The organism is Isoptericola sp. NPDC055063 (assembly GCF_053608125.1).
In genome coordinates this window covers 329,254-351,952 of record NZ_JBSGUW010000001.1, presented here as the reverse complement: position 1 = coordinate 351,952, position 22,699 = coordinate 329,254, and the positions used below count along the sequence as shown (strand labels likewise).

Here is a 22,699-nt window from a genome sequence, read left to right as displayed (position 1 = left end):
TTCGACGGTTGTGAGTGCAGCATCCACCGAGACGACATCCCCACCCCGGGAGCAGTTCAGCGGCCAGGTCGGGTTCATCCTGTCCGCGATCGGCTCCGCCGTCGGGCTGGGCAACATCTGGCGGTTCCCGGGCGTCGCGTACGAGAACGGCGGCGGCGCCTTCCTGGTGCCCTACGTGATCGCGCTGCTGACCGCGGGCATCCCGATCCTCTTCCTCGACTACGCGCTGGGGCACCGGTTCCGCGGTGGCCCGCCGACCGTGTTCCGCCGCGTGCGGACGTGGCTCGAGACCCTGGGCTGGTTCCAGGTGATGATCTGCTTCGTCATCGCGATCTACTACGCCGCGATCATCGGCTGGGCGCTGAGCTTCTTCGTCTACTCCTTCAGGCTGAAGTGGGGCGACGACACGGCCGGCTTCTTCACCGGCGACTACCTGCAGCTCTCCGACGTCGCGAACGGCGGGGCGTGGTTCACGCTCGACTTCGTCCCCGCGGTGCTGATCCCGCTGCTGCTGGTGTGGGTCGCCACCATCGCCGTCCTCGTGGGCGGCGTGGCCAAGGGCATCGAGAAGGCGAACGTCGTCTTCCTGCCGCTGCTGGTGGTCGCGTTCGCCGTGCTGGTGGTGCGGGCCGTCTTCCTCGACGGCGCGACCGACGGGCTCAACGCCCTGTTCACCCCCGACTGGTCGGCGCTGGGCGACATGAACGTGTGGATCGCCGCGTACGGGCAGATCTTCTTCTCGCTCTCGGTCGCGTTCGGCATCATGATCACGTACTCGTCGTACCGGAAGCGCCGCGCGAACCTCACGTCGCCGGGCCTCGTGGTGGCGTTCTCCAACTCGGGCTTCGAGATGCTCGCCGGGATCGGCGTGTTCGCCGCCCTCGGCTTCCTCGCGCACGAGCAGGGCGTCGCCGTCGCGGACCTCGAGGGCATCACGGGACCGATCCTGTCGTTCGTGACGTTCCCCGCCGTCGTCTCGGAGATGCCGGCCGGGCCGCTGTTCGGCGCGCTGTTCTTCGGGTCGCTGGCGATGGCCGGCTTCACGTCGCTCATCTCGATCCTGCAGGTCGTGTCGGCGGGCTTCCAGGAGAAGTTCGGCCTCACCCGCCGCCAGGCGGTGCTGTGGATCGGCGTCGTCGCGGCCGTGCTGTCCGTGGTGGGCTTCTCGACGACGACGGGCCTCATCGCGCTCGACACGATCGACAACTGGTCCAACAACGTCGGCATCGTCGCGTCGGCCGTGCTGATGTGCGTGTTCCTCGTCTGGCTGCTGCGCACGAGCCCCGAGCTGCGCTATCACCTCAACGCCGTCTCGACCTTCCAGGTAGGCCGCTGGTGGTACGTGTGCGTCGGGGCGATCGTGCCGGCCGTGCTCGCGTACATGCTGGTCTCGCGCATCGTCGACCTGGTGCAGAACGGCTACGAGGGCTACGACGCGACCTACCTGCTGTACGCCGGGTGGGGCACGCTCGTGATCCTCGTCGTCGGTGCCGTGGTGCTGACGCTGCCGCGCTGGCGCCGCAGCCCGGACGACTTCGTCGCGTGGCCCGCCTACCCGCCGGTCACGGCGCCGACGACGGAAGGGGCGGCCCGATGAACGGCTCCGCGATCCTGCTCATGGTGCTCTCGTTGGCGGTCGTCTGGGGTGGCCTGCTGGTGAGCATCCTCGCCCTGCGCGCCCGCCCGGACCGCGCCGACTTCCCGCCCGGCGGGGAGGACGACCACCGCGAGGACGACGCCATCACCGAGCGCGACACCTGACTCGGCGCTACTCGTCCCTGTTCTCGCGGACCTTCTCCACGCCCTCCTTGAGCAGGAAGAGCGGCAGGATGAACGCCGCCAGCATGCCCGCCAGCCACACGATCACCGGGCCGATGATCCAGCCGGCGACGCCGCCGACGTCGAGCCCGTCGGTGACGAGCACCGCGACCACGAGCGCGACGAACGTCGAGAGCAGGCCCACCCCGCCGACGAGGGCCGGGGCGTTGTTGCGGGCCACCTTGGTGAGGAACGGCGAGATGATCGCCTGCGCCACGGCGAAGATGACGACGGCGAGGATGAAGCCGAGCGGCTCGGACCAGTTGATGGAGAACGTCTCGAGGTCGAAGGCGGCGAAGATCCCCGCGGCGACGAGGACGCCCACCACCGCAGCCAGCAGGAACACGGCCGTGCGGAGCAGGAACCTGATCATGCTCGGAGCGTAGGGCCGGGTCGCGCGCGCGGCACGTCGAGGTGGTGCCCGTCAGACGGGGGCCGCCAGGAGGCCGATGCCGGCCAGCACGACGAGCGACCCGACGATCTTCACCGCCGGCCGTGGCTCCTTGAACAGCCACCACGCGAGCAGCGTGCCCACGACGATGCTCGACTCGCGGGCCGGCGCCACCAGCGCGACGGGCGACGTCTGCATCGCGACCAGCACGAGGATGTAGCCCAGCGGCGAGAGCACCGCGACGAGCGCGATCTCGCGCAGGTGGTGGCGGCCGATCCGCACGGCCTCGGCGCGTCGGCCGCGGTCGCGCAGGATCGGTGCGAGCGTGACCGACTGCCACACCGCGTTGCAGGCGAAGTAGGCCACCGGGTCGAGGGTGAGCGTGGTGACGGCGTGCCCGTCCCAGAGCGTGTACGCGGCGATCGCGGCGCCGGTGGCGACGCCCCAGCGCACGCCGGCCAGCGCGCGCGACGGGTCCACGCCGGAGGCGCCGGAGCTCGCGACGACCGCGACGCCCGCGATCACGACGAGGCCGCCCACCACGTTGACCGCGTCCACGTGCTCGCCCAGCACGACCAGCGCCACGAACATCGTCAGCAGCGGTCCGGTGCCGCGCGCCGTCGGGTAGACGATCCCCAGGTCGGCCCGCGCGTACCCGGTGTTGAGGGCCACGCCGTAGAGGTTGTGGAGCACCCCGGACACGGCGCCCGCGGCGACCAGGGCGCCCAGGTCGGGCCAGCCGTCGCGCGCGAGGATCACCAGCCCCACCGGCAGCCACAGCACCGCCGACGCGGTGCCGTACAGCCACACGAACACGCGCGAGTCGCCGTCCACCCGCTTCGCGGCCACGTTCCACACCGCGTGCAGCACCGCCGCTGCCAGGACGAGCGCCGTCGTGGTGGGGGTCACCGGCCGACCGTACTCGCCGCGGCTGGCCCGCCGTCGGCCCGGTCAGTCTCGGCCACCGCCCGCCGTCCTGCCGGCGACCGGGTGAAAGTCCCGCGAGGGAGTCGTCGCGACCGCGGAAGGGGCTACCGTGTGCCCGCCGCGCAGGGCGCGCGACGACGTGGTGCCGGAGGGGCGCGGTACATGCTGGGAGAGATCCTGGAGGCGGTCGGCGACCTGGTCGGCGACGCCGTCGGCAGCGCGATCGCTGAGCCGTGGAACCGGCGACGGAGGCGGCGGCTGCAGGCGCGGGGGCAGATACATGCCGGGCTCCGGGTGGTCCACGGCAGCGTGCCCGGGTTGTCATCCCGCTGGACGCACGGCGGCTGGGCGGTCGATGCCGGCCGTCTTGCTCGCCACTCGACCCTGGTGCACGTCGTCCGGCTCGACGGCCCGCCATGCACGCCGTCGTTCAGGGAGTCGTTCGCCGTCGACCCGGACTGCGCCGTCTTCCGCGGGATGACGGGGCAGGGCGAGGTCGAGATCGCCGTCCTGCGCGACCAGGTCGACTGGTTCCTCGGCCGCCTGGACGTAGCGCGGCACGAGCGGGACTCCGTCGGATGAACCTGTCCGAGATCGAGGCGTACCTGCAGTCGGCGACGGCCGACCTGCCGGGGCTGGAGAGTCAGGTGACGATCCGCGACCACGACGTGGTCGCCCGGCTCTGGCGGCCGGGCGAGCCGGAGCGGTGGGCGCAGGTCAGGACACCGGGCGACGACATGTTCTGGCTGAGCGTGGACGGCCGCTTCGGCACCGCCATCCCGACCCTGAGCCCCGACGACGACGAGATTACGGAGTCGCTGGACGAGCTCCTCGCGGTGGCGCGGGCGTACCTGGAGGGCAGGGTCGAGCGGCACGGCCGACGGTTCCCCACGCTGACGGTGACGACGCCCGACGGGACGGAGGTGCTCCAGCGGGCGCTCACGACGAACCTGCGGGACCTGTTCACGCGCCGATCACCAGGCGGTTTGGAGGATCATGCATAGGGCTGCATACTCATGCATAGACCCCCGCACGACTTTCGGAGCCCCACCATGCGCACCCGCCCCGCCCTCGTGGCGACCGTCGTCACCTCGGCCGTCGCCGCCCTCGCCCTCACCGGCTGCACCACGGCCTCGCAGGAGACCGGCGGTGGTGCCGACCCGTCGTCGAGCGCGTCGTCCTCCGCGGAGGGCTTCGACCTCTCCGGCATCACGACCGACGACGCACTGGCGTCGTCCGTGCCGGAGGCCGTCGCGAACGACGGCAAGCTCACGATCGGCTCCGAGCTGACGTACGCGCCGGTGGAGTTCGTGGCCGCGGACAACAAGACGCCGATCGGCATCGACATCGACATCGCGGGCGCGGTCGCCAAGACCCTGGGCCTCGAGGCCGACGTCCAGTCCTCCACGTTCGACGCGATCATCCCGGCGATCGGCTCCAAGTACGAGGCCGGCTTCTCCGCGTTCACGATCACGCCCGAGCGCCTCAAGACGGTCAACATGATCAGCTACTTCAGCGCCGGCTCGCAGTACGCCGTCGCGAAGGGCAACCCGGAGAACGTCGACCCGGCCAACCTGTGCGGCCTGTCCGTGGGCGTCCAGACCGGCACCATCCAGCAGGACGAGCTCGACGCCGCGTCGAAGACGTGCACGGACGCCGGCAAGGACGCCATCGACGTCCTGCCCTACGACTCGCAGGCCGCGGTCGCGACCAACCTCGCGGGCGGCAAGCTCCAGGCCATGTACGCCGACTCGCCCATCACGGCGTACGCCGTGCAGCAGTCCGGCGGCGCGATCGAGCCCCTGGGCGACGTGACCGACGCCGCGCCGTACGGCGTCGTCGTCGCCAAGGACGACGCGAAGCTCGCCGAGGCGGTCCAGGGCGCGCTGCAGAAGCTCATGGACGACGGCACGATCAAGGCGATCGCCGACTCGTGGGGCAGCGGCGACGCCGCGCTCGACAAGGCGGAGCTGAACCCGGCAGGCTGACGTCGTTCTCGCTGGTCGAGCCTGGCGAGGCCATGATGGTCTCGCCAGGCTCGACCGCTGTCCCGGAGGTTTCCCATGAGCTCGCTGCCTGAGCCGATCCACGCCCGGCCGGTGCCACGCCCGGGCCGCTGGGTCTCCGCGGTGGTCGTCCTCGTCCTCGCCGCGATGGCGGTCAACGCCCTCGTCACCAACCCGAACTTCCGCTGGGACACCGTCTGGCTGTACCTGCGCGACGTCGTCGTCGTGCGCGGGGTGGGCTGGACGCTGGTCCTGACGTTCGGCTCGATGGCGATCGCGATCGTGCTGGCCATCCTGCTCGCCATCATGCGGCGCAGCGACAACCCGGTCATGAGGTCGGTGGCCTGGTTCTGGATCTGGTTCTTCCGCGGCACCCCGATCTACACGCAGCTGGTGTTCTGGGGCCTCATCTCGGTGCTGTACCCGCGGCTCAGCCTCGGCATCCCGTTCGGCCCCGAGTTCTGGACCTTCACCACCAGCGACGTCATCACCGCGTTCTGGGCGGCCCTCATCGGCCTGGCGCTCAACGAGTCCGCGTACCTCGCGGAGATCGTGCGCGCCGGGCTGTCGTCGGTCGACCCCGGTCAGGCCGAGGCGGCCCGTGCCCTGGGGATGAAGGACGGCAAGATCATGCGCCGCGTCGTGCTGCCGCAGGCGATGCGCGTCATCGTGCCGCCCACGGGCAACGAGACGATCTCCATGCTGAAGACGACGTCGCTCGTCATCGCCGTCCCGTTCACCCTCGAGCTCACCTACGCCACCAGCGCCATCGGCGCCCGCATCTACCAGCCCATCCCGCTGCTCATCGTGGCCGCGCTCTGGTACCTGCTGATCACGTCGATCCTCATGGTCGGGCAGCACTACCTGGAGCGGCACTACGGCCGCGGGTTCGACGGCGACCGCGGCGGCCGGGGTGGTCGTGGCCCGCGCGGCGGACGGCGCAAGCCCACCAAGCAGGACCTCATCGGCGCGTCCGGCACCACCCAGGACGACCCCTTCCTGGAGGTGACCCCGTGAGCGAGGAGAACCGACCCACGAACCACGCGGCGAGCGACGTCGCGATGGTCGAGGTCCGCGGCGTGCACAAGGTCTTCGGCCACGGGCACGACGCCGTGCACGTCCTCAAGGGCGTGGACCTGGACGTCGCGCGCGGCTCCGTCACCGTGGTGCTCGGGCCGTCGGGCTCGGGCAAGTCCACGCTGCTGCGCTGCGTCAACGAGCTGGAGGAGATCACCGCCGGCTCCATCCACGTCGACGGCGACCTCATGGGCTACCGCCGCGACGCCAAGGGCGTGCTGCACCGCCTGCACCCCAAGGTGATCGCGAAGCAGCGCTCCCGCATCGGGATGGTCTTCCAGCGGTTCCACCTGTTCCCGCACATGACGGCGCTGGAGAACGTCATGGAGGCGCCCGTGCAGGTGCGCGGGCTGTCCAAGGCGGAGGCGCGACGTCGTGCGCTCGAGCTGCTCGACCGCGTGGGCCTCACCGACCGGGTGGGGCACTACCCGGCGCAGCTGTCCGGCGGGCAGCAGCAGCGCGTCGCCATCGCGCGGGCGCTCGCCATGGACCCCGAGCTCATGCTCTTCGACGAGCCGACCTCCGCGCTCGACCCGGAGCTCGTCGGCGAGGTGCTCGCCGTCATGAAGGACCTGGCGCGGTCCGGCATGACGATGATCGTCGTGACGCACGAGATCGGCTTCGCTCGCGAGGTCGCCGACCACGTCGTCTTCATGGACGACGGCGTGATCGTCGAGGAGGGGCGCCCCGGCGACGTCCTCGACAACCCCTCCGAGCCCCGGCTGCGCGACTTCCTCGCCCACGTGCTCTGACAGACCCTCGCGCCGAACAGGCAGTTGGCACCGCTATGGGCCCCGAAACGGCCTCATTGCGGTGCCAACTGCCTGTTCGGCACTGTGCGGGTGCGCGTCAGAGCGAGGCGCAGGCGCCGCCCAGGTCGGTGTGCCCGATGAGGACCTTCTTCCACATGTGGGCGGAGTAGCCGCCCGCGCTGGTGCGGGTCTTGGAGATGGTGCGGGTGTCGCCGTTGTGCCACGTGGCGGAGGCGCCGGTGAGCCAGGTGGTGCCGGTGGGGCAGCCGCTCACGCCCGTGGACACGCGGTAGATGCGCATGAAGCCGGTGATCGACCCCGACCCGCGGTACAGCCACGACGCGTAGATGCGGCCGCTGCTCTTCTGCAGGCACATCGTGCCGGGGCCCGACGTCGACGCGCACCGGTCGCCGGACGGCAGGCTGAGCGTCGCGGCGTCGGACGTCGTCGACCGGGCGGCGGTGCCGGCGGTGTCGTCGACGGCGGGGTCGGCGCACTTCTCCAGCAGGTCGACACGGTGGGTCTTCAGGTCGGCGGGCGCGCCCATCGCGAGGTTGTAGTCGGCGTCGACCTCCTCGGAGACCGTGACCTCCTCCAGCGTGCAGCCGCGGGCGGCGGCGTCGGCCTTCCAGTCGGTGGCCTCGGCGTCGGCGCGTTCCTGCGCGGCCCAGGCCTCCCACTCGGCGGCGGGGCTGCCGGGGGCGGGGACGCCCGGCAGGTTCTCGGCGGGGGCGGTGTCGTCGGTCGCGGCCTGGCTGCTCGTCGCGGCGCCGAGGGCGAGCCCCAGCGCGAGGACGGTGGCGCCCAGACCTGCGGCGACGGTGCGGTGGACGGTCCTGCCTCGGCTCATGACACTCCTCGGGTGGGCTCCGGCGTGCTGCTGCGGCGTCGTCGTCGGCGCTCGCGGTGACTACGGTGTAGCACTCGGGGGGTTGCCGGCAACTCCTGTGGTAGACGGAAGGTTTCTTTGTGGACGACGCCCACGCCCGTGAGCTGCTGACGCAGATGTGGGTGGACCAGCACGAGGCGGTGACGAGGTTCGTGGCGCGTCGGGTGGAGGCAAGCCTGGTGGACGACGTCGTGTCGGAGACGTTCCTGGTCGCGTGGCGCCGTCTGCCGGACGTCCCGGAGGACCCGAAGCCGTGGCTGCTCGGCGTCGCGCGCAACGTGCTCGCCACCCACCTGCGCACCCACGGCCGGTGGCGGGCGCTCGGCGTCCGGCTCGAGCGCGAGCCCGCGGCCGGCAAGGAGGGCACGGACGACCTGGCGGCCGAGCGCGCCGACCTGCGGCGCGCGTGGGAGATGCTGACCGACGCGGACCGGGAGGTCATCGCCCTGGTCGCGTGGGACGGGCTCACCGCCGTCGAGGGGGCCCGCGTCCTCGGGATCCGTCCGTCGACGTTCTCCGTCCGTCTGACCCGGGCCCGCAAGCGGCTGCTGGCCTACTCGGGCCTGCCGTCGGAGACGGCCACCGTGCTCCAGAAGCTGCAGGAGGCGCGATGAAGTCCCCCATGATGGTCCAGCTCGCCGACCTCGACCCGGCCCGCGAGCTCCACGCCCCCGGGCGCCCCGACGACGTGGCGCTGGCGGCGATCCTCGACTCCCCGCGCGGGGCGGCGCGGGTCCGCCGGGCCCCGCGGCCCGCGGTGCTGGCCGGTGCGGCGGCCGCCGCCGTCGTGGCCGTCGCCGGGGTCGCCACCGTCTGGTGGCCCGGAGCGACGGCGGCGTACGCGAGCTGGACGGCCGTGCCCACCACGCTGACGCCGGCCGAGACGGCGGAGCGCGCCGCGTCGTGCGACACGGAGGCGCGCACCATCGTGGCGGACGAGGGCGCGCCGCGCGTCGCCGAGGTCGCGATCAGCCCGGTGCTCGCGGAGCAGCGCGGCGAGTACACGTACGTGCTCCTCGTCGGCGACGGCGCCACCGGGGAGTGCCTGGTCACGTCGCAGGCGACCGGGACCAGCGACGTCGTCGCCGGGGCGGCCGTGCCGGCTCAGGTGCCCGCGCCGCCCGGGCCGCGCGAGCTGACGACGCTCCAGTCCGGCACCGCCTCCTGGTCCGCGGGTGAGACCGGCGACGGCGCGCTGACGTCCGCGTTCGGGCGCGTCGGGCCCGACGTCGAGTCCGTCGCGCTCACGCTCACCTCCGGCGAGCGCGTCGAGGCGACCGTCTCCGGCGGCTGGTGGGCCGTCTGGGCCCCCGGGGAGGCGGCGCTGCGCAGCACCGCCGAGCTGACCTTCACGGACGGTGCGCGGGCGGAGGCGGACGTCGTCGCCCGGTAGCGGCGACGAGATCCCGGTCCGAGGGAACCTTCGGCGGCCCTGCCCCGTGTACCGGTCGTGACAGCCACCCACGACGCCGACGCCGCCGCCTGGCACGACGAGGCGCACGTCGACGTCCAGGTGACCCACCAGAGCCGCAACGCGGAGTTCGCGGCGTTCATGGCGGCGTCCGTCGACCCGCTGCACCGCACGGCCTACCTGCTGTGCGGCGACCGGCACCGCGCCGAGGAGCTGGTGCAGCAGGCGCTCGAGCGCACCTACCGGTCGTGGCACCGGGCGCGCGAGGGCGACCCGCTCGCCTACGCGCGCCGCACGCTGGCCAACCTCCGGATCGACACGTGGCGGAGCACGCGCCGCGAGGTCCTCGCCGACCACGACGACCTGACCGCCGCCGCGGGCCGCACCGACGGACCCGACGGCACGCACGCCGTGGACGACCGGGACGCCGTCGTCCGGGCCCTGCTCCTCCTGCCGCTGCGGCAGCGCCGGGTCGTGGTGCTGCGACACCTGGTCGGGTTGTCGGAGGAGGAGGTGTCCCGGGAGCTCGGCATCCCGCGCGGCACCGTGAAGTCCACCGCGTCGCGCGGCCTGTCCCGCCTGCGTGCCGCTCTCGACCTCGACGCCCTGGGAGGACCGCGATGACCCCCGAACCGCCCCTGTCCGACGACGAGCTGGTGGCCCGGCTGCGGCAGGCCACCGCCGACGTCCCGCCCTCGACCCTCGACCTCGACGCCGTCCTGCGCTCCAGCCGGCACCGGGCGGTGCGGCACCGCGCCGTCGTGGCCGTCGCCTGCGTGGCGGCGCTGGGTGCGGTGGGGTTCGGCGCGCCGCGGGTCCCGGCGCTGCTCGACGAGGGTGGCGGCATCGGTCCGGCGGCCGCCACGGGCACCACCGCGTGGGGCGCGTGCGTCGCGCGTCTCGTGGACGTGCGCTGGACGTCGGAGCGGGCCGAACCGATCGTGATGTGGGTCGACAGGCTGATCGTCTCGGGGGAGGTGGGCTCCCCCGACCGCCGGTCGCAGCTCGACCCGAAGGTGTCGTTCGACCCGCGGGCCGCGACCCCGTCGGTGGACGGGGCCGACGTCACCCCCGCGATCGCCGCCGGCGTGCTGGCGCGGGCGACGGAGGACTCGCGTCACCCGCCCACGACGAAGCCGTACTTCGGGTCGCCGGGCACGGGTACCGGGTGGACGGGGCTCCTGGCCGGGCTCGACGAGTCGGTGCGCGGCGTCCCGGCCGCCCAGGTCCCGGAGAGCCCGTGGGACCCGGGGAGCCCGTGGAATGCGAGCTGGGAGGACATGGCCGCGGACACCTACGTGATCTACGGCGAGGGCACCCGGCACGTGGCGTCGGGCACGGCGACCTGTGCCGGCGAGGAGCATGCCGTCGAGCTGTCCTACTGGGCGCCGGGGGACGGGGCCGTCGTCCTCGCGTGCGCCAACCCGGCGCGCGACGCGGTCGCCGTGCACGTCAAGCGCGCCTACTGCCCGGGCGAGCTCTCGGCGGAGGAGCGGGCCGTCATCGGGCTCGACCCGTCCGACGCCGCCTCCGTCCGGACGGTGGAGGACGTCGCCGGGTCGCTGCGCCTGCCCTGGACGCGCTGACCGGCCCCTACTCGCCGTCCTCGCAGGCGATGCCGTTGCCGTTGGGGTCCAGCGCCCCGCGGTAGGCGGGCTGGCCGTTCTGGATCGGGGCGGCGCCGGCCTGGCGGGCGGCGTTGCAGTCCCAGTAGAACCAGGCGGAGTCCTGGTTCTGCTGCTCCTGCTCCTGCTGCTGCTGTTCCTGCTGCGCCTGCTGGTCCTGGAACGCCTTCTGCTGGCTGGCGAGCTCGGTCTCCTGCTTCTCGGCGGCCTTCTCGCGCTCCTTCAGCGCGTCCTCGCGCTTCTGGACCTCGGCCTTCTGCGCGGCGAGCGACTCCTGGGACGCCTGCGCGTCGGCGCGGATCTGCTCGGCCTCCGCCATCGTGCTCTTGGCGTCCACGAGGGCCTGCGCGGCGTCGGAGCTGCGCATCATCGAGACCGTCACGCCGAGGATGCAGCCGAGCGCGAGGCACGCGACGGCCACGCCGGCGACGAGCATGCTCGGCGGGCGCCCCTTGCGCGCGGACCGGGGGCGCGGGGCGGCCGCGGCGGCGGCCTCCTCGGCGGCGCGGCGCGCGGCGCGCTCCTCGCGGCCCGCGCGGAGCCTGTCGCCGACGCCGCGCAGCGCGGTCGAGACGGTAGCCATCACGCCGGCGTCGTCGCCGGGGTGCCCGACCGCGGGAGGCGCGGGCGGGGCCGGCGCGACCGGGGGCGGGGGCGGCGGCGCGAGGGTCGCGACCGGGGCGCCGTACGTCGCGGTGGTGGCGACCGGAGGCGCGGCGTACGCCGCGGTGGTCGCGACGGCCGGGGGCATCGTCGCGACGGCGGTGGGCGCGGCGGCGGCCGGGACGGGCGCCATGACGGTGGTCGCCTCGGCCGGCGTCTCGGGCCGCGCCGGGCGCGTGGCGGTCAGGGCGTCGTCCACCCAGTAGTCCCAACCCTGGGGCGCGGGCGGCCACGCGGGGTCGGGGACCCACCCGGCGTCGGGCCGGAATCCGGGGGGAACCTGCCACCCCGGGGGCGGGTTGAAACGCACAGCCATGACACTCCTCCGTCGTCGAGCGGCACCCACTATGGCGGAAACCGTCTGCCCAGGTCCATGCCGGTCCGCGCCCGACGGCGCCCGGAGGGGGTCCCGACCGGGGCGTCAGGCCCCGGGGAGGTGCTTGCGGTAGCGCGCCAGGACGGCGCCGGTCGAGACGGCCCCGAGGACCACGAGGGCCACGAACAGCTGCCCCGTCGTGAACGGCGGGGTGATCGCCGCCATCACCGCAGGCGTGAGGAACCCGGCGTACGCGACGGCGTAGAACACGCCGGTCAGCCCGGCCAGGTGGCGCGGCCCGGCGATGCGCTGGACCTCCAGGAGCGCCGAGGACAGGCCGATCCCCATGCCGGCGCCCGCGACCACGGCGGCGCCCACGCCCCACCACGGACCGCCGGTCGTGACGGTCAGCCCCACGCACGCGACGGCCACGGTGAGCAGGCCGACCGCGACGGCGAGCCCGCGCGCGCTGTCGACGGCGTCGAGGCGCTTGGCCGCCGGCTGCACCACCGCGGCGACGCCGAGCGCGACCACGGTGACGAGCGTGGCGTACGCCACGCCGAGGCCCTGCGTCTGGTCGCGCAGGAGCACCGGCGCGTAGCCGTAGGCGAGGGCGGCGACCACGAAGATCCACGGCGCGACGACGGCGACCACGCCGGTGAAGCGACGATGGCCGGCCGCCGGGACGCGGAGGCCGCGCCACCACGGCCCGGGAGACCCGCCGAACGCGACGGTCTCCGGCGTGCGGAGCACGACCAGCAGGAACGGCGCCGTGACGACCAGGTGCACGACGAACGGCAGCACCTCGGGCCACGGCCCCCACTGCGCGAGGCTGCCGGCGACGAGCGCCCCGACGGCGGACCCGAGCGTGAACGCGAGCGACGCGCGTCGCGCGCCGGACCCGGAGTCGGCGTCGCGGTCGAACGGGACCTGCGACAGCTCCTTGAGCCAGCTCGTCCCGACCGACGTCGCCGTCCCGACCGTGATCCCGGCGAGCAGCCGCCCGACGTAGATCGGCACCGGGCCCAGGAAGCCGAGCGCGAGGACGGCGCTGGCCGCCATCGCGCAGACGGTGCCGACGAGCATGACGGGGCGGCGCCCGAACCGGTCCGACAGCGTCCCCGCGACGAGCAGCGCAGGCGCGAGGCCGAGCACGTACACGCCGAGGAACGCGTTCACGGTGGCGTCGCCGTAGCCCTGCACCTGTTCGTACATGAGGAGCACGGGGGTGAACTGGTTGCCCGCCCAGGAGCACACGAACAGCGCGGCGAACGCGCCCAGCCAGCTGCGCCTCACAGGATGCCCCGGTGCCGGCGCACGTGGTCGTGCAGCAGGTCGCAGTAGGCGTCGGCGTCGCCCTGCTCGACGGCGGCCAGCATGGCCTCGTGCTCGGCGAGCGCGGCGGCGACCTCCTGCGGGCCCACGTGCAGGTGCTGGTACATGAGGCGCAGCTGCCGGTCGCGCAGCAGCCCCATGAACTGCACCGCGGTCTGGTTGCGCGACGCCCGCACGAGCACGCCGTGGAACGCGGAGTCGGCCGTGGCGAACGCGTCGACGTCGCCCTGCGTGGCCGCCGCCCGCTGGCGCTCGACGTGGGCCCGCAGCTCCTCGACGACCGCGTCGGCGGGGCGCCCGTGCGCCAGAGCGCGGCGCGCGGTGGAGCGCTCCACGGCCTCGCGCATCTCCAGCACGTCGCGCGCCTCGTCGGGGGCCATGGGCACGACGGCGGCGCCGCGGCGGGGCGCGACGGCGAGCAGCCCCTCGGTGTCGAGGCGCAGGAACGCCTCGTGCACGGGGGTGCGGCTGATGCCCAGCTCGGCGGCGATGTCGCCCTCGGCGAGGAGGTGCCCGCCGGGCACCTCGCCCGAGAGGATCTTCGCCTTGGTGAGCCGGTAGGCGCGCTCGGCGGCGCTGGGGGGCGGCGACGTCGGGGCCGCGCTGGAGGTGGTCACCCGGGGCAACCTACGCTTGCATCCATCTTGCATGCAAGGCGCGGCGTTCGGCCCCGGAGGGTTGTGAGCGGGCGTTTGGCCCCGTTCCGGGGCGCGAACCGGGCCAAATGCCCGCTCACAACGCTCATGGGAGGGTGTCGGTCGCCGCTGGTAGACCGGGGGCATGTTCCTCCTCGACCCGCCCCCCACCGACGGCGCCCGCGCGCCGGAGCCGACGGTGGTGCATTCCGCGAGCGACCTGGTCGTGGCCGCCGGGTGCGAGTTCCGGCTGCTGCGCCGCCTCGACGAGCTGCTGGGTCGCGCGCCGCGGCGCGAGCGGGAGGCCGACGCGATGCTCGCGCGCACGGCCGCGCTCGGCGACGCGCACGAGCGCCGCGTGCTGGACGAGTACGTCTCCCGCTACGGGCGGGCGCGCGAGGGCGTCCCCGGCGGCGTGGTCGAGGTCGAGCCCGTCGCGCGGCTCACCCGCGACGCGCTCGAGGCCGCGCACGGCGCCACGCTCGCCGCCGTCGAGGCGGGGGCCGACGTCGTCGCGCAGGCGTCGTTCTTCGACGGCGAGTTCCACGGCCGCGCCGACTTCCTGCTGCGCGACCCGCTCGGCGACCCCGACGTCGGCCCCGGGCGGCCGGGCGGCCACGCGGGGCCGCCGCTGCCGCGCTACGCCGTGCTCGACACCAAGCTCGCGCGGCGGGCCAAGGTGACCGCGCTGCTGCAGCTCGCCGCCTACGCGGACCAGCTCGCCGCGGCGCACGTCGACCCGACCGACGCCGCGCACCTCGTGCTCGGCACCCGCGTCACCACCAGTCACCGCCTCGCCGAGCTGCTCCCGGTGCTCGAGCAGCGCCGCGCCCGGCTGCGCGAGGTCGTCGCCGCGCACCGCGCCGACGACGGCCCGCTCGCGTGGGGCGACGAGCGCTTCACCGCCTGCGGGCGGTGCGAGGCCTGCGCGGAGCAGGCGGCGGCGCACCGCGACGTGCTGCTGGTCGGCGGGGTCTACGAGCGGCAGCGTGCGGCGCTCGTCGCCGGCGGCATCACGACGATCGACGCGCTCGCCGCCGCCGAGGAGCCGCCCGACGGGATGCCGGCCCGCAGCTTCGAGCGCGTGCGCGACCAGGCGCGGCTGCAGCTCGGCCAGGGTGGGATCGGCCCGGGTGGGATCGGCACGGGTGAGACCGGCACGGCGCCGTGGGGCGAGGTGTGGGACGGCGAGGTCGCCTACGACGACCACGGCACGCCGGCGACGATCCGTTGGCAGCTACCCGACACGTCGGCCGTGCGGCGGCTGCCGGACCCGAGCCCCGGCGACGTCTTCTTCGACTTCGAGGGCGACCCGCTGTGGTCCGACCCGCAGGGCGAGCAGTGGGGCCAGCAGACCGGCCTCGACTACCTCTTCGGGCTGGTGGAGCGGCCCGACGCCGAGGGCGAAGCCCCGCCGTTCCGCGCGTTCTGGGCCCACGACCTCGCGCAGGAGCGGCAGGCCCTGGTCGACTTCGTCGACTACCTCACCGAGCGCCGGCGCCGGTTCCCCGACCTGCACGTCTACCACTACGCGTCGTACGAGCGCGTGCACCTGCTCTCCATCGCGGCCCGTCACGGCGTGTACGAGGAGGAGGTCGACCAGCTGCTGCGCGACGGCGTGCTCGTGGACCTCTACGCCGTCGTGCGGTCGTCGCTGCGGATCTCGGACCGGTCCAAGTCGATCAAGAGGCTCGAGCCCCTGTACATGGGCGACGAGCTGCGGTCGGGCGACGTCACCACGGCCGCCGCGTCCATCGTCGTGTACGCCGAGTACACCGCCCTGCGCGACGCCGGCCGCACGGCCGAGGCGGACGAGCTGCTGCGCGGCATCGCCGACTACAACCGGTACGACTGCGTCTCCACGCTCCGGCTCTTCGAGTGGCTCCGCGGCGCGGCCGACGTCGTCGACGCGCGGGCCGCGGCGGCCGGGGGCGCGGTCGTGGACGACGACGCCTCGCGCGCCGCGGGTGCGGACGGACTCGCGGCCGACGCCGAGGCCGAGGCCACCGACGGGGAGGCGGCGGTCGCCGAGGAGTCGCCGCGGCGGGCGGCCTCCCGCGAGGCGCGCGAACGGCGCCTGGCCCTGGAGGCCGAGGTCCGCGAGCGGGTCGGGGAGGGCCGCGGCGCGCGGGACGACGAGGCGGAGGCGCTGGCCATGGTCGGTGCCTCGCTCGGCTACTGGCGCCGCGAGAGCAAGCCGTTCTGGCACGAGCACTTCTCCCGCCTCGAGCTGCCCACCGACGAGTGGCAGGGCCGGCGGAACACGTTTCACGTGGAACGGGCGACGGTGGCCCGCGACTGGGCGGTCGACGACGGGCGGCGCGCGCCGGCGCGCGTGCTGGAGCTGACCGGCCGGCTGTCCGAGGGGTCGGAGCTCGGCGTCGGGGGCACCCCGTTCCTGCTCTACGACGCGCCCGCGCCGGACGGGGTGACGGTCCCGGCGAACGCCGTGCGCGGGTACCACGGCAACGCGCTGGTCGTCGACGCGGTGCGTCGCGCGACGGAGGCGGGGGAGCGCGACGTCCTGGTGGTGCGCGAGCAGCTGCGCGTGGGCGCCGAGACCTTCGACGCGCTGCCGATGGCGCTCACGCCGTCGTCCGGCCCGCGGGCCGACCCGCAGGAGCAGGCGCTCGAGGACGTGGCCCGCCGCGCCCTGGCCCGCTGGGACCACGACCGCACGCTGCCCGACGGCCCCGGGGCGGACCTGCTGCGCCGGCGCCCGCCGCACCTCACGGGCGGGGGGCCGCTGCCCGACGTCGTGGACGGCGACTTCACCGCGGCGGTGCTCGCCGCGACCCGCGACCTCGACCGCTCCTACCTCGCGGTGCAGGGCCCGCCCGGCACCGGCAAGACGCACGTGGGGTCCCACGTGATCGCCGCGCTCGTCGCCGAGGGCTGGCGGGTGGGCGTGGTGGCGCAGTCGCACGCCGCCGTCGAGAACATGCTGCGCGCCGTCGTCGAGAAGGCGGGGGTGCCCGCCGACCGGGTCGCCAAGAAGCGGCAGTCCGACGGGCCGTCCGCGTCGGCGGTCTGCGCCGAGCTGTCGGCCGACGACCTCGCCGCGTTCGCCGGCCGGGGCCCGTGCGTCGTCGGGGGCACGGCCTGGGACTTCGCGCACGCCGAGCGCTGGCCCGACGACGGCCTGGACCTGCTGGTGGTCGACGAGGCCGGGCAGTTCTCGATCGCCGCCACGCTGGCGGTGGCGCGGTCCGCCCGGCGGCTGCTGCTGCTCGGCGACCCGCAGCAGCTGCCCCAGGTCAGCAGGGGGCAGCACCCGGAACCCGTGGACCGCTCGGCTCTCGGCTGGCTCGCGGACGGCCACGACGTGCTGCCCGCCGGGCTCGGCTACTTCCTGGCGCGGTCGTGGCGAATGCACCCCGCCCTCAGCGAGGCGGTGTCGCAGCTCGCGTACGAGGGCCGACTCGGCTCCCACCCCGCCGCAGCGGCCCGCCGGCTCGACGGCGTGGCCCCCGGGGTGCACCACGTCGCGGTCGAGCACGAGGGTCGCGGGGTCGTGTCGCCCGAGGAGGCACAGGAGGTGGTCCGGCAGGCGGCCGGAGTCGTCGGCCGGTCCTGGACGCCCGGCCCCGGGCAGCCCGAGCGGCCGCTCGAGGCGCGCGACGTCGTCGTGCTCGCCGCGTACAACACCCAGGTGTGGGCGGTGCGCCGGGCGCTCGACGCCGCCGGCCTCGCCGAGGTGCGCGTCGGCACCGTCGACCGTTTCCAGGGCACCGAGGCGCCCGTCGCGATCGTCACCCTCGCGGCGTCGTCGGCCCACGACGTGCCCCGCGGCACCGGGTTCCTCCTCTCCCGGCATCGGATCAACGTGGCCGTCTCCCGCGCGCAGTGGTGCGCGATCGTCGTGCGCTCGCCCGCGCTGACGGACTACCTGCCGCACACGCCCGAGGGACTCGGCCGCCTGGGCGCGTTCCTCGGCCTGTGCGAGCGCGCGGTCACGTCGCGCTGAGCCGGCGCGGCCGCCGAACAGGCGGTTGCGCACGTGCTGAGCGCTCAGAACGTGCGCAACCACCTGTTCGGCGACGTCCGAGAGCATCAGGGGTCCGGAGTCAGGCGGTGGCGGGCGAGAGCTTCTGCTCGAGGAACAGGGTGGCAGCGCCGATCGCCGCGACGTCGTCCCCGAAGGCCGAGGACGTCACGGGGACGTTGTGCGCGCCGTCGTGGGCTCTTCGCGCGCGATCCCGCACGGCCGGCATGGCGGCGTCGGCCAGGTATCCCCAGTAGGGGCCCCCGATGATGACGCGGTGCGGGTCGTGGACGCTGATCAGGGTGCGCGCGGCCTCGCCGAGCGCCACCCCGTAGCCCTCGATCAGGCTGCGCGCGACATCGTCGCCGCCCCGCGCCCGCCGCTGCAGTCGGGCGAGGGCCGCCGAGCTGCCGCCATGCGGGTCGTCGGCCTCTCCCGCCCGTTCCAGGAAGCGGTTCATGTCCGTGTAGAGGTTGAGGCAGGACGTGCGGCCGCAGCGGCACCGGGTGGCGTCGAGCCCGGTGGGGAGGTGCCCGATCTCGCCCGCCTGGCCCGTGCTGCCCCGGTGGATGCTGCCGTCGCCCGCGACGGCCGACCCGACGCCGGCGCCTACGTACAGATACAGCACCGTCTCTTGTACGGAGAACCGGCCGGGCCAGCACTCGGCCGTCAGGGCGGCGTTGGTGTCCTTGTCGAGCACCGCGGGCAGGCCGGTCCGGGCGCGGATCAGGTCGAGGAGCGGGACGTCGCGCCACCCCGGCAGCCACGGCGGGTTGAGCAGCGTCCCCCGGGCGGCGTCGAGGCCGGCCGGGGCCGCGACGCCGATCCCCTGGACGGTGTCGCGCACCGCCGCGGGGTCCCCGTCCGGCGTGGCGGCGCCGAGCTCGCGGAGCATGTCGTCCAGGGCGGCGCCGATGCGCTCGACGTCCGCCGCCGGGTCCCGGCCGGGCGCGGGGAGCGACCGCTCGAGGATCGGGCGAGCGAGCATGTCGACCAGGGTCACCGTGATGTGCGCGGGGTCGAGGTGGGCCCCGGCGGCGAGCATGGCCCGGGGCTCGACGCGCATCGACATCGCGGGCTTCCCGGGCCTCCGGGTGTGCACCGGCGTCGCGCGGACCAGGCCCCGGTCGATCAGGCGCCGCGAGATCTGGGACACCGCCTGGCGCGACAGGCCGCACCGTTCCATCAGGTCCGACTGGTCGACACCGTCCGGGGAGACCCGGATCGCGCGCAGCACGACGAGCTCGTTCCGGGCCCCGACCTGCGGCATCGTCGTCGCCTGCATCGTGCTCCCTCCGTCGCGTCCATGATGCCTCTTTGAATATCTCCATCAGTATGAGTAATGTCCGGCCGCGAAGGACACTGTGGTCCACATCACCCCTCGGTGCTGCGCGACCCCCTGTCCCGGCTGCGACGGACAGCGTCCGCCGCCGGACCGAAGGGAGTGCGATGACGACGACCGAACTGGCGACAGGGACGCCCCTGGCAGGTGCGCCACCCGCGCAGGCGGAGGCCGAGACCGGTGGCCCGCCACCGAGGCGGACCCGGCACCGGATGTCGCGGACGGACAAGCGCAACCTGGTCCTCGGGCTGAAGTACATCTCGCCCTGGCTGGTCGGGATCGTGGTCTTCGTCCTCTACCCGGTCGGCTACTCGATCTACCTGAGCTTCACCCGGTACTCCGGCATGGGGACGCCGACCTGGGTCGGCCTCGGCAACTACACGACGGCGTTCGCCGACCCGCTCGTCACCAAGTCGGCGGGCAACACGCTGTTCTACGCGCTCATCGCCGTCCCGCTCGGCCTGGTCGTCGCGCTGGTCCTCGCGCTCGCGATGAACCAGAACGTCCGCGAGGTCGCCTGGTACCGCACCATCTTCTACGCGCCGTCGCTGATCCCGGCCTTCGCGATGTCGTTCATCTTCATCGTGTTCCTGAACCCGCAGTTCGGGGCGTTCAACCAGGTGCTCAACGTCTTCGGCGGGTCCAACGTGAACCTGCTCGGCTACCCGACCGGCGTCAAGATCGCGATCGTGCTGATGGCCCAGCTCGCGGCCGGGAACGCGGCGCTGATCTTCCTGGCGGGCCTGCGCAACGTCCCCAAGACGGTCTACGAGGCGGCGCGGGTCGACGGCGCCGGCCCGATGCGGCAGTTCCGGTCGATCACGCTGCCCCTGCTCAGCCCGGTGCTGCTGTTCAACCTGATCACGGGAGTCTCGGGCGCGCTCCAGGTCTTCACCGAGGCGTACATCGTCACCAACGGGACCGGCGACCCCGACGCGGGCGCGCTGTTCTACATGATGTACCTCTACAAGAACGCCTTCGGCTTCGCCGAGCTCGGGTACGCCTCCGCCCTGGCCGTGCTGCTGTTCCTGGCCGGTCTCACCCTGGCCCTGTTGATCTTCTGGTGCTCGCGCCGGCTCGTGAACTACGACGTGGAGGCTTCCTGATGAGCACGATGGTCCGCACGGAGCCCCTGCAGAAGCACCGGGCCGCCGAACGTGCCGCGGACGAGGACCAGCTGAACCGGCGGGCCGACGGCACGCGTCGCCCCTGGTACAGCAACGTGATCGCCCGCGTGGTGATGATCGCGCTGTCCGCCGTCTTCCTGCTGCCGCTGTACTGGATGATCATCTCGGCGCTGAAGTCGGACGAGGAGCTCGCGAAGTTCCCGCCGACTTTCATCCCCGAGTCGTGGCAGCTCAGCAACTTCGTCGACGCGGTCACGGCCATGCCGTTCCTGCACTTCTTCCTGAACTCGGCGATCATCACGATCTCGGTCGTGGTCTTCTCGGTGGTCTCGAACTTCATCGTCGCGTACGGGTTCGCGTGCCTGAAGTGGCCCGGCCGCGACCTCGTGTTCTACCTGGTGATCGCGACGCTCTTCCTGCCGTTCCCGGTGACGCTGATCCCCATGTTCGACCTGTGGGCCAGGCTCGGGCTCGTCAACACGTTCTTCCCGCTGATCATCCCGTCGATGTTCGCCTCGGCGTTCTACGTGTTCCTGCTGCGGCAGTTCCTCATGCAGATCCCGAAGGACATGCTCGACGCGGCGCGGATCGACGGCGCGAGCGAGTGGACCATCCTGTGGCGCCTCGTGTTCCCCACGGCCAAGCCGGCGCTGACGACCGTCGCCATCTTCGCGGCCGTGGCGTCCTGGAACGACTTCATGGGACCGCTGATCTACCTGCAGGACGAGAGCGTGCAGACCCTCTCCATCGGCCTGCAGTCGTTCCGGTCCGTCCACGCGCAGGACGTCTCCTTCAACCTGCTCATGGCCGCGTCGTTCCTGGTCATCCTGCCCCTGCTGATCCTCTTCTTCGTGTTCCAGCGCCACTTCATCCGGGGCATCACCATCGGAGGCTTCAAGTGATCACACGCCGCACCTTCCTGAGCGCCGCCGCGGCGTCGGCCGCCGCGCTCTCCCTCGGGGCGTGCGCGCCCCGCGGCTCGTCGGACGAGTCCGTCATCCGCTACTGGGGCATGGGCGCCGCCGACGCCGACAAGGACATGAAGGTCATCGACGCGTTCAACGCCACGAAGGCCGGGTCCGGGATCACGCTCGACATCAACCAGGTGCCGAGCAACGGCGTGGCCGACATGAGCCAGATCATCACCGCCGTGCGCGGCCACACCGCCCCGGACGTCTGGCAGATGGACCGGTTCAACGCCGTCCAGAACGCCTCGATCGGGCTGCTCGAGCCGATCGGAGGCCTCATCGAGAAGTACGAGGACACCTCCGTCGACGAGTACACGAAGCAGTGGCTGCAGTTCGCGATCGACGAGCTCACGTACGACGGCCAGCTGTACGGGCTGCCGATCAACACCGACGCCCGCGGCATCATGTACAACGAGAACCTCCTGCGCGAGGCGCGCATCGACCTCGACATGTTCGACCCCGAGCAGCACGTGCTCACCTGGGACGAGATCCGCGAGGTCAGTCGCAAGCTCACCAAGACGGACTCGCGAGGCAACTTCGAGACCCTCGGGTTCGTGCCCTGGGACGGCGAGGGCTGGCCGTACACCTGGGCCTTCGGGCTCGACGCGCAGCTCTACTCGAACCAGACCGCGTCGGTGACGCTGGACTCGCCCCAGTGGAAGTCCGTGTTCGACCTCTACGCCGACTGGGCCGACGAGTTCCCCTACTCCAAGGTCGACGCCTTCTTCGCGACGTACCAGCCGCCGAACTCCCCGCCCAGCCAGACCGCCGTCTTCAGCGAGCGGCTGGCGATGGCCACCACCGGCCCGTTCTCCATCCGCAGCAACGAGAAGTACGCCCCGAAGCTGCCGCTGAAGTTCACCTGGCTCCCGGTGGGCACCGAGGGCGACGACACGTACTCGTGGTCCGGCGGCGCCTCCCTGGTGGTGCCCAAGGGCGCCAAGATGACGCGCAACCTGTGGGAGTTCATGAAGTTCTACACGGGGTTCGAGGGGCAGAGCATCGTGCAGCCGCTGCTCGGCGACCTGCCCACCAACCTGCGGACCATCCAGGCCCGGAACTACAACCCCAAGGCCGAGCTGTTCCGGCAGATGCTGCCGACCTCCACGTCCCGGCCCCCGCTGCCCGTGGGCTCCGTGGCCTGGGACACGCTGCAGCGCTCCCGCAGCTCGGTGATCATCGGGTCGCAGACGCCGCAGCAGGCCATCACCAACAACCAGCAGAGCGTGGCCCCCAAGATGGCGCTCTTCGAGGGCTACCAGATGCCGGCGACGTACGGCCAGAACAGCGTGATCCCGGCCTGACCCGCCCCCGGGGGGGGGCCCTTGGGTCCCCCCGAGCCAGGGAGGGCAAGTGGGGCGCTCACCAACCCAAAACACCCCTCCCCTGGCAGTACCCGTTCCACCCCCCCCCCCCCCCACCCCCCGCTCCT

22 protein-coding genes are annotated in these 22,699 nt (G+C 73.3%); 15 read left to right on the top strand and 7 right to left on the bottom strand.

Translation table 11 applies throughout. The annotated features are described in order from the left end of the window. Positions 1-10: 10 nt before the first annotated feature. Together ACWF41_RS01570 and ACWF41_RS01565 are read left to right on the top strand one after the other, a co-directional pair. Positions 11-1,597 (top strand): sodium-dependent transporter, encoded by a 1,587-nt coding sequence (locus tag ACWF41_RS01570; RefSeq protein WP_380319579.1) that lies wholly within the window; start codon positions 11-13, stop codon positions 1,595-1,597. Continuing rightward, positions 1,594-1,761: a methionine/alanine import family NSS transporter small subunit gene (locus ACWF41_RS01565; RefSeq protein ID WP_380319582.1), complete on the top strand. Its 168-nt coding sequence runs from the start codon at positions 1,594-1,596 to the stop codon at positions 1,759-1,761. Before ACWF41_RS01570 ends, ACWF41_RS01565 begins: the two co-directional genes overlap by 4 nt. Positions 1,762-1,768: 7 nt before the next feature. Here the strand turns inward: ACWF41_RS01565 and ACWF41_RS01560 are convergent, their stop codons facing one another. Beyond that, positions 1,769-2,191: a hypothetical protein gene (locus ACWF41_RS01560; RefSeq protein ID WP_380319585.1), complete on the bottom strand. Its 423-nt coding sequence runs from the start codon at positions 2,189-2,191 to the stop codon at positions 1,769-1,771. A 51-nt stretch (positions 2,192-2,242) separates the two neighbouring features. Then, positions 2,243-3,118 carry an EamA family transporter gene (locus tag ACWF41_RS01555; protein ID WP_380319588.1) on the bottom strand — a complete coding sequence of 292 codons (876 nt, stop codon included), beginning with the start codon at positions 3,116-3,118 and terminating at the stop codon, positions 2,243-2,245. A 180-nt stretch (positions 3,119-3,298) separates the two neighbouring features. Between ACWF41_RS01555 and ACWF41_RS01550 the strand changes: the two genes are divergently transcribed. The 5 genes from ACWF41_RS01550 (at position 3,299) to ACWF41_RS01530 (ending at position 6,971) form a co-directional block, all read left to right on the top strand. Continuing rightward, entirely contained in the window at positions 3,299-3,718 is a 420-nt protein-coding gene (locus ACWF41_RS01550; protein WP_380319591.1) for a hypothetical protein, read from the top strand. Continuing rightward, positions 3,715-4,140 (top strand): hypothetical protein, encoded by a 426-nt coding sequence (locus ACWF41_RS01545; protein ID WP_380319593.1) that lies wholly within the window; start codon positions 3,715-3,717, stop codon positions 4,138-4,140. The genes ACWF41_RS01550 and ACWF41_RS01545 overlap by 4 nt, the downstream gene beginning before the upstream one ends. A gap of 48 nt (positions 4,141-4,188) precedes the next feature. Beyond that, the gene (locus tag ACWF41_RS01540; protein WP_380319596.1) at positions 4,189-5,124 is read left to right on the top strand and encodes an ABC transporter substrate-binding protein; all 936 of its coding nucleotides are present in this window, start codon (positions 4,189-4,191) and stop codon (positions 5,122-5,124) included. 75 nt (positions 5,125-5,199) lie between these two features. Further along, the gene (locus tag ACWF41_RS01535) at positions 5,200-6,159 is read left to right on the top strand and encodes an amino acid ABC transporter permease (protein WP_380319599.1); all 960 of its coding nucleotides are present in this window, start codon (positions 5,200-5,202) and stop codon (positions 6,157-6,159) included. Positions 6,160-6,203: 44 nt separating this feature from the next. Then, complete coding sequence (locus tag ACWF41_RS01530) at positions 6,204-6,971, top strand: amino acid ABC transporter ATP-binding protein (RefSeq protein ID WP_380319632.1); 768 nt, start codon at positions 6,204-6,206, stop codon at positions 6,969-6,971. 97 nt (positions 6,972-7,068) lie between these two features. Here the strand turns inward: ACWF41_RS01530 and ACWF41_RS01525 are convergent, their stop codons facing one another. Then, the gene (locus ACWF41_RS01525) at positions 7,069-7,821 is read right to left on the bottom strand and encodes a hypothetical protein (RefSeq protein WP_380319602.1); all 753 of its coding nucleotides are present in this window, start codon (positions 7,819-7,821) and stop codon (positions 7,069-7,071) included. A 119-nt stretch (positions 7,822-7,940) separates the two neighbouring features. Here ACWF41_RS01525 and ACWF41_RS01520 point away from each other — a divergent pair, with 119 nt between their 5' ends. From ACWF41_RS01520 to ACWF41_RS01505, 4 genes are read left to right on the top strand one after another with little or no spacing between them, the layout of a single operon-like run. Further along, complete coding sequence (locus ACWF41_RS01520; protein WP_380319605.1) at positions 7,941-8,474, top strand: RNA polymerase sigma factor; 534 nt, start codon at positions 7,941-7,943, stop codon at positions 8,472-8,474. After that, positions 8,471-9,253: a hypothetical protein gene (locus tag ACWF41_RS01515; RefSeq protein ID WP_380319608.1), complete on the top strand. Its 783-nt coding sequence runs from the start codon at positions 8,471-8,473 to the stop codon at positions 9,251-9,253. The genes ACWF41_RS01520 and ACWF41_RS01515 overlap by 4 nt, the downstream gene beginning before the upstream one ends. Positions 9,254-9,310: 57 nt before the next feature. Next, positions 9,311-9,895 carry a SigE family RNA polymerase sigma factor gene (locus ACWF41_RS01510; RefSeq protein WP_380319611.1) on the top strand — a complete coding sequence of 195 codons (585 nt, stop codon included), beginning with the start codon at positions 9,311-9,313 and terminating at the stop codon, positions 9,893-9,895. Next, positions 9,892-10,857, top strand: coding sequence for a hypothetical protein (locus tag ACWF41_RS01505; RefSeq protein ID WP_380319614.1), 966 nt, complete (start codon positions 9,892-9,894; stop codon positions 10,855-10,857). The genes ACWF41_RS01510 and ACWF41_RS01505 overlap by 4 nt, the downstream gene beginning before the upstream one ends. 7 nt (positions 10,858-10,864) lie before the next feature. Here the strand turns inward: ACWF41_RS01505 and ACWF41_RS01500 are convergent, their stop codons facing one another. The 3 genes from ACWF41_RS01500 to ACWF41_RS01490 all read right to left on the bottom strand — a co-directional run bounded on the left by ACWF41_RS01500 (position 10,865) and on the right by ACWF41_RS01490 (position 13,827). Further along, on the bottom strand, positions 10,865-11,875 hold the full coding sequence (locus tag ACWF41_RS01500) for an excalibur calcium-binding domain-containing protein (RefSeq protein ID WP_380319617.1): 1,011 nt from the start codon (positions 11,873-11,875) through the stop codon (positions 10,865-10,867). A 105-nt stretch (positions 11,876-11,980) separates the two neighbouring features. Next, on the bottom strand, positions 11,981-13,171 hold the full coding sequence (locus ACWF41_RS01495) for an MFS transporter (RefSeq protein ID WP_380319620.1): 1,191 nt from the start codon (positions 13,169-13,171) through the stop codon (positions 11,981-11,983). Continuing rightward, entirely contained in the window at positions 13,168-13,827 is a 660-nt protein-coding gene (locus tag ACWF41_RS01490) for a GntR family transcriptional regulator (protein WP_380319623.1), read from the bottom strand. The genes ACWF41_RS01495 and ACWF41_RS01490 overlap by 4 nt, the downstream gene beginning before the upstream one ends. Positions 13,828-13,990: 163 nt before the next feature. Here ACWF41_RS01490 and ACWF41_RS01485 point away from each other — a divergent pair, with 163 nt between their 5' ends. After that, the gene (locus ACWF41_RS01485; protein ID WP_380319626.1) at positions 13,991-17,812 is read left to right on the top strand and encodes a TM0106 family RecB-like putative nuclease; all 3,822 of its coding nucleotides are present in this window, start codon (positions 13,991-13,993) and stop codon (positions 17,810-17,812) included. Positions 17,813-17,912: 100 nt separating this feature from the next. Here the strand turns inward: ACWF41_RS01485 and ACWF41_RS01480 are convergent, their stop codons facing one another. Beyond that, positions 17,913-19,115, bottom strand: coding sequence for an ROK family transcriptional regulator (locus ACWF41_RS01480; protein ID WP_380326728.1), 1,203 nt, complete (start codon positions 19,113-19,115; stop codon positions 17,913-17,915). Between the two features lie 164 nt (positions 19,116-19,279). Here ACWF41_RS01480 and ACWF41_RS01475 point away from each other — a divergent pair, with 164 nt between their 5' ends. From ACWF41_RS01475 to ACWF41_RS01465, 3 genes are read left to right on the top strand one after another with little or no spacing between them, the layout of a single operon-like run. After that, the gene (locus ACWF41_RS01475) at positions 19,280-20,278 is read left to right on the top strand and encodes a carbohydrate ABC transporter permease (protein WP_380347132.1); all 999 of its coding nucleotides are present in this window, start codon (positions 19,280-19,282) and stop codon (positions 20,276-20,278) included. Further along, positions 20,278-21,201 (top strand): carbohydrate ABC transporter permease, encoded by a 924-nt coding sequence (locus ACWF41_RS01470; protein ID WP_380326721.1) that lies wholly within the window; start codon positions 20,278-20,280, stop codon positions 21,199-21,201. The genes ACWF41_RS01475 and ACWF41_RS01470 overlap by 1 nt, the downstream gene beginning before the upstream one ends. After that, positions 21,198-22,571: an extracellular solute-binding protein gene (locus ACWF41_RS01465; RefSeq protein ID WP_380326718.1), complete on the top strand. Its 1,374-nt coding sequence runs from the start codon at positions 21,198-21,200 to the stop codon at positions 22,569-22,571. The genes ACWF41_RS01470 and ACWF41_RS01465 overlap by 4 nt, the downstream gene beginning before the upstream one ends. The last annotated feature ends 128 nt before the right edge of the window (positions 22,572-22,699 follow it).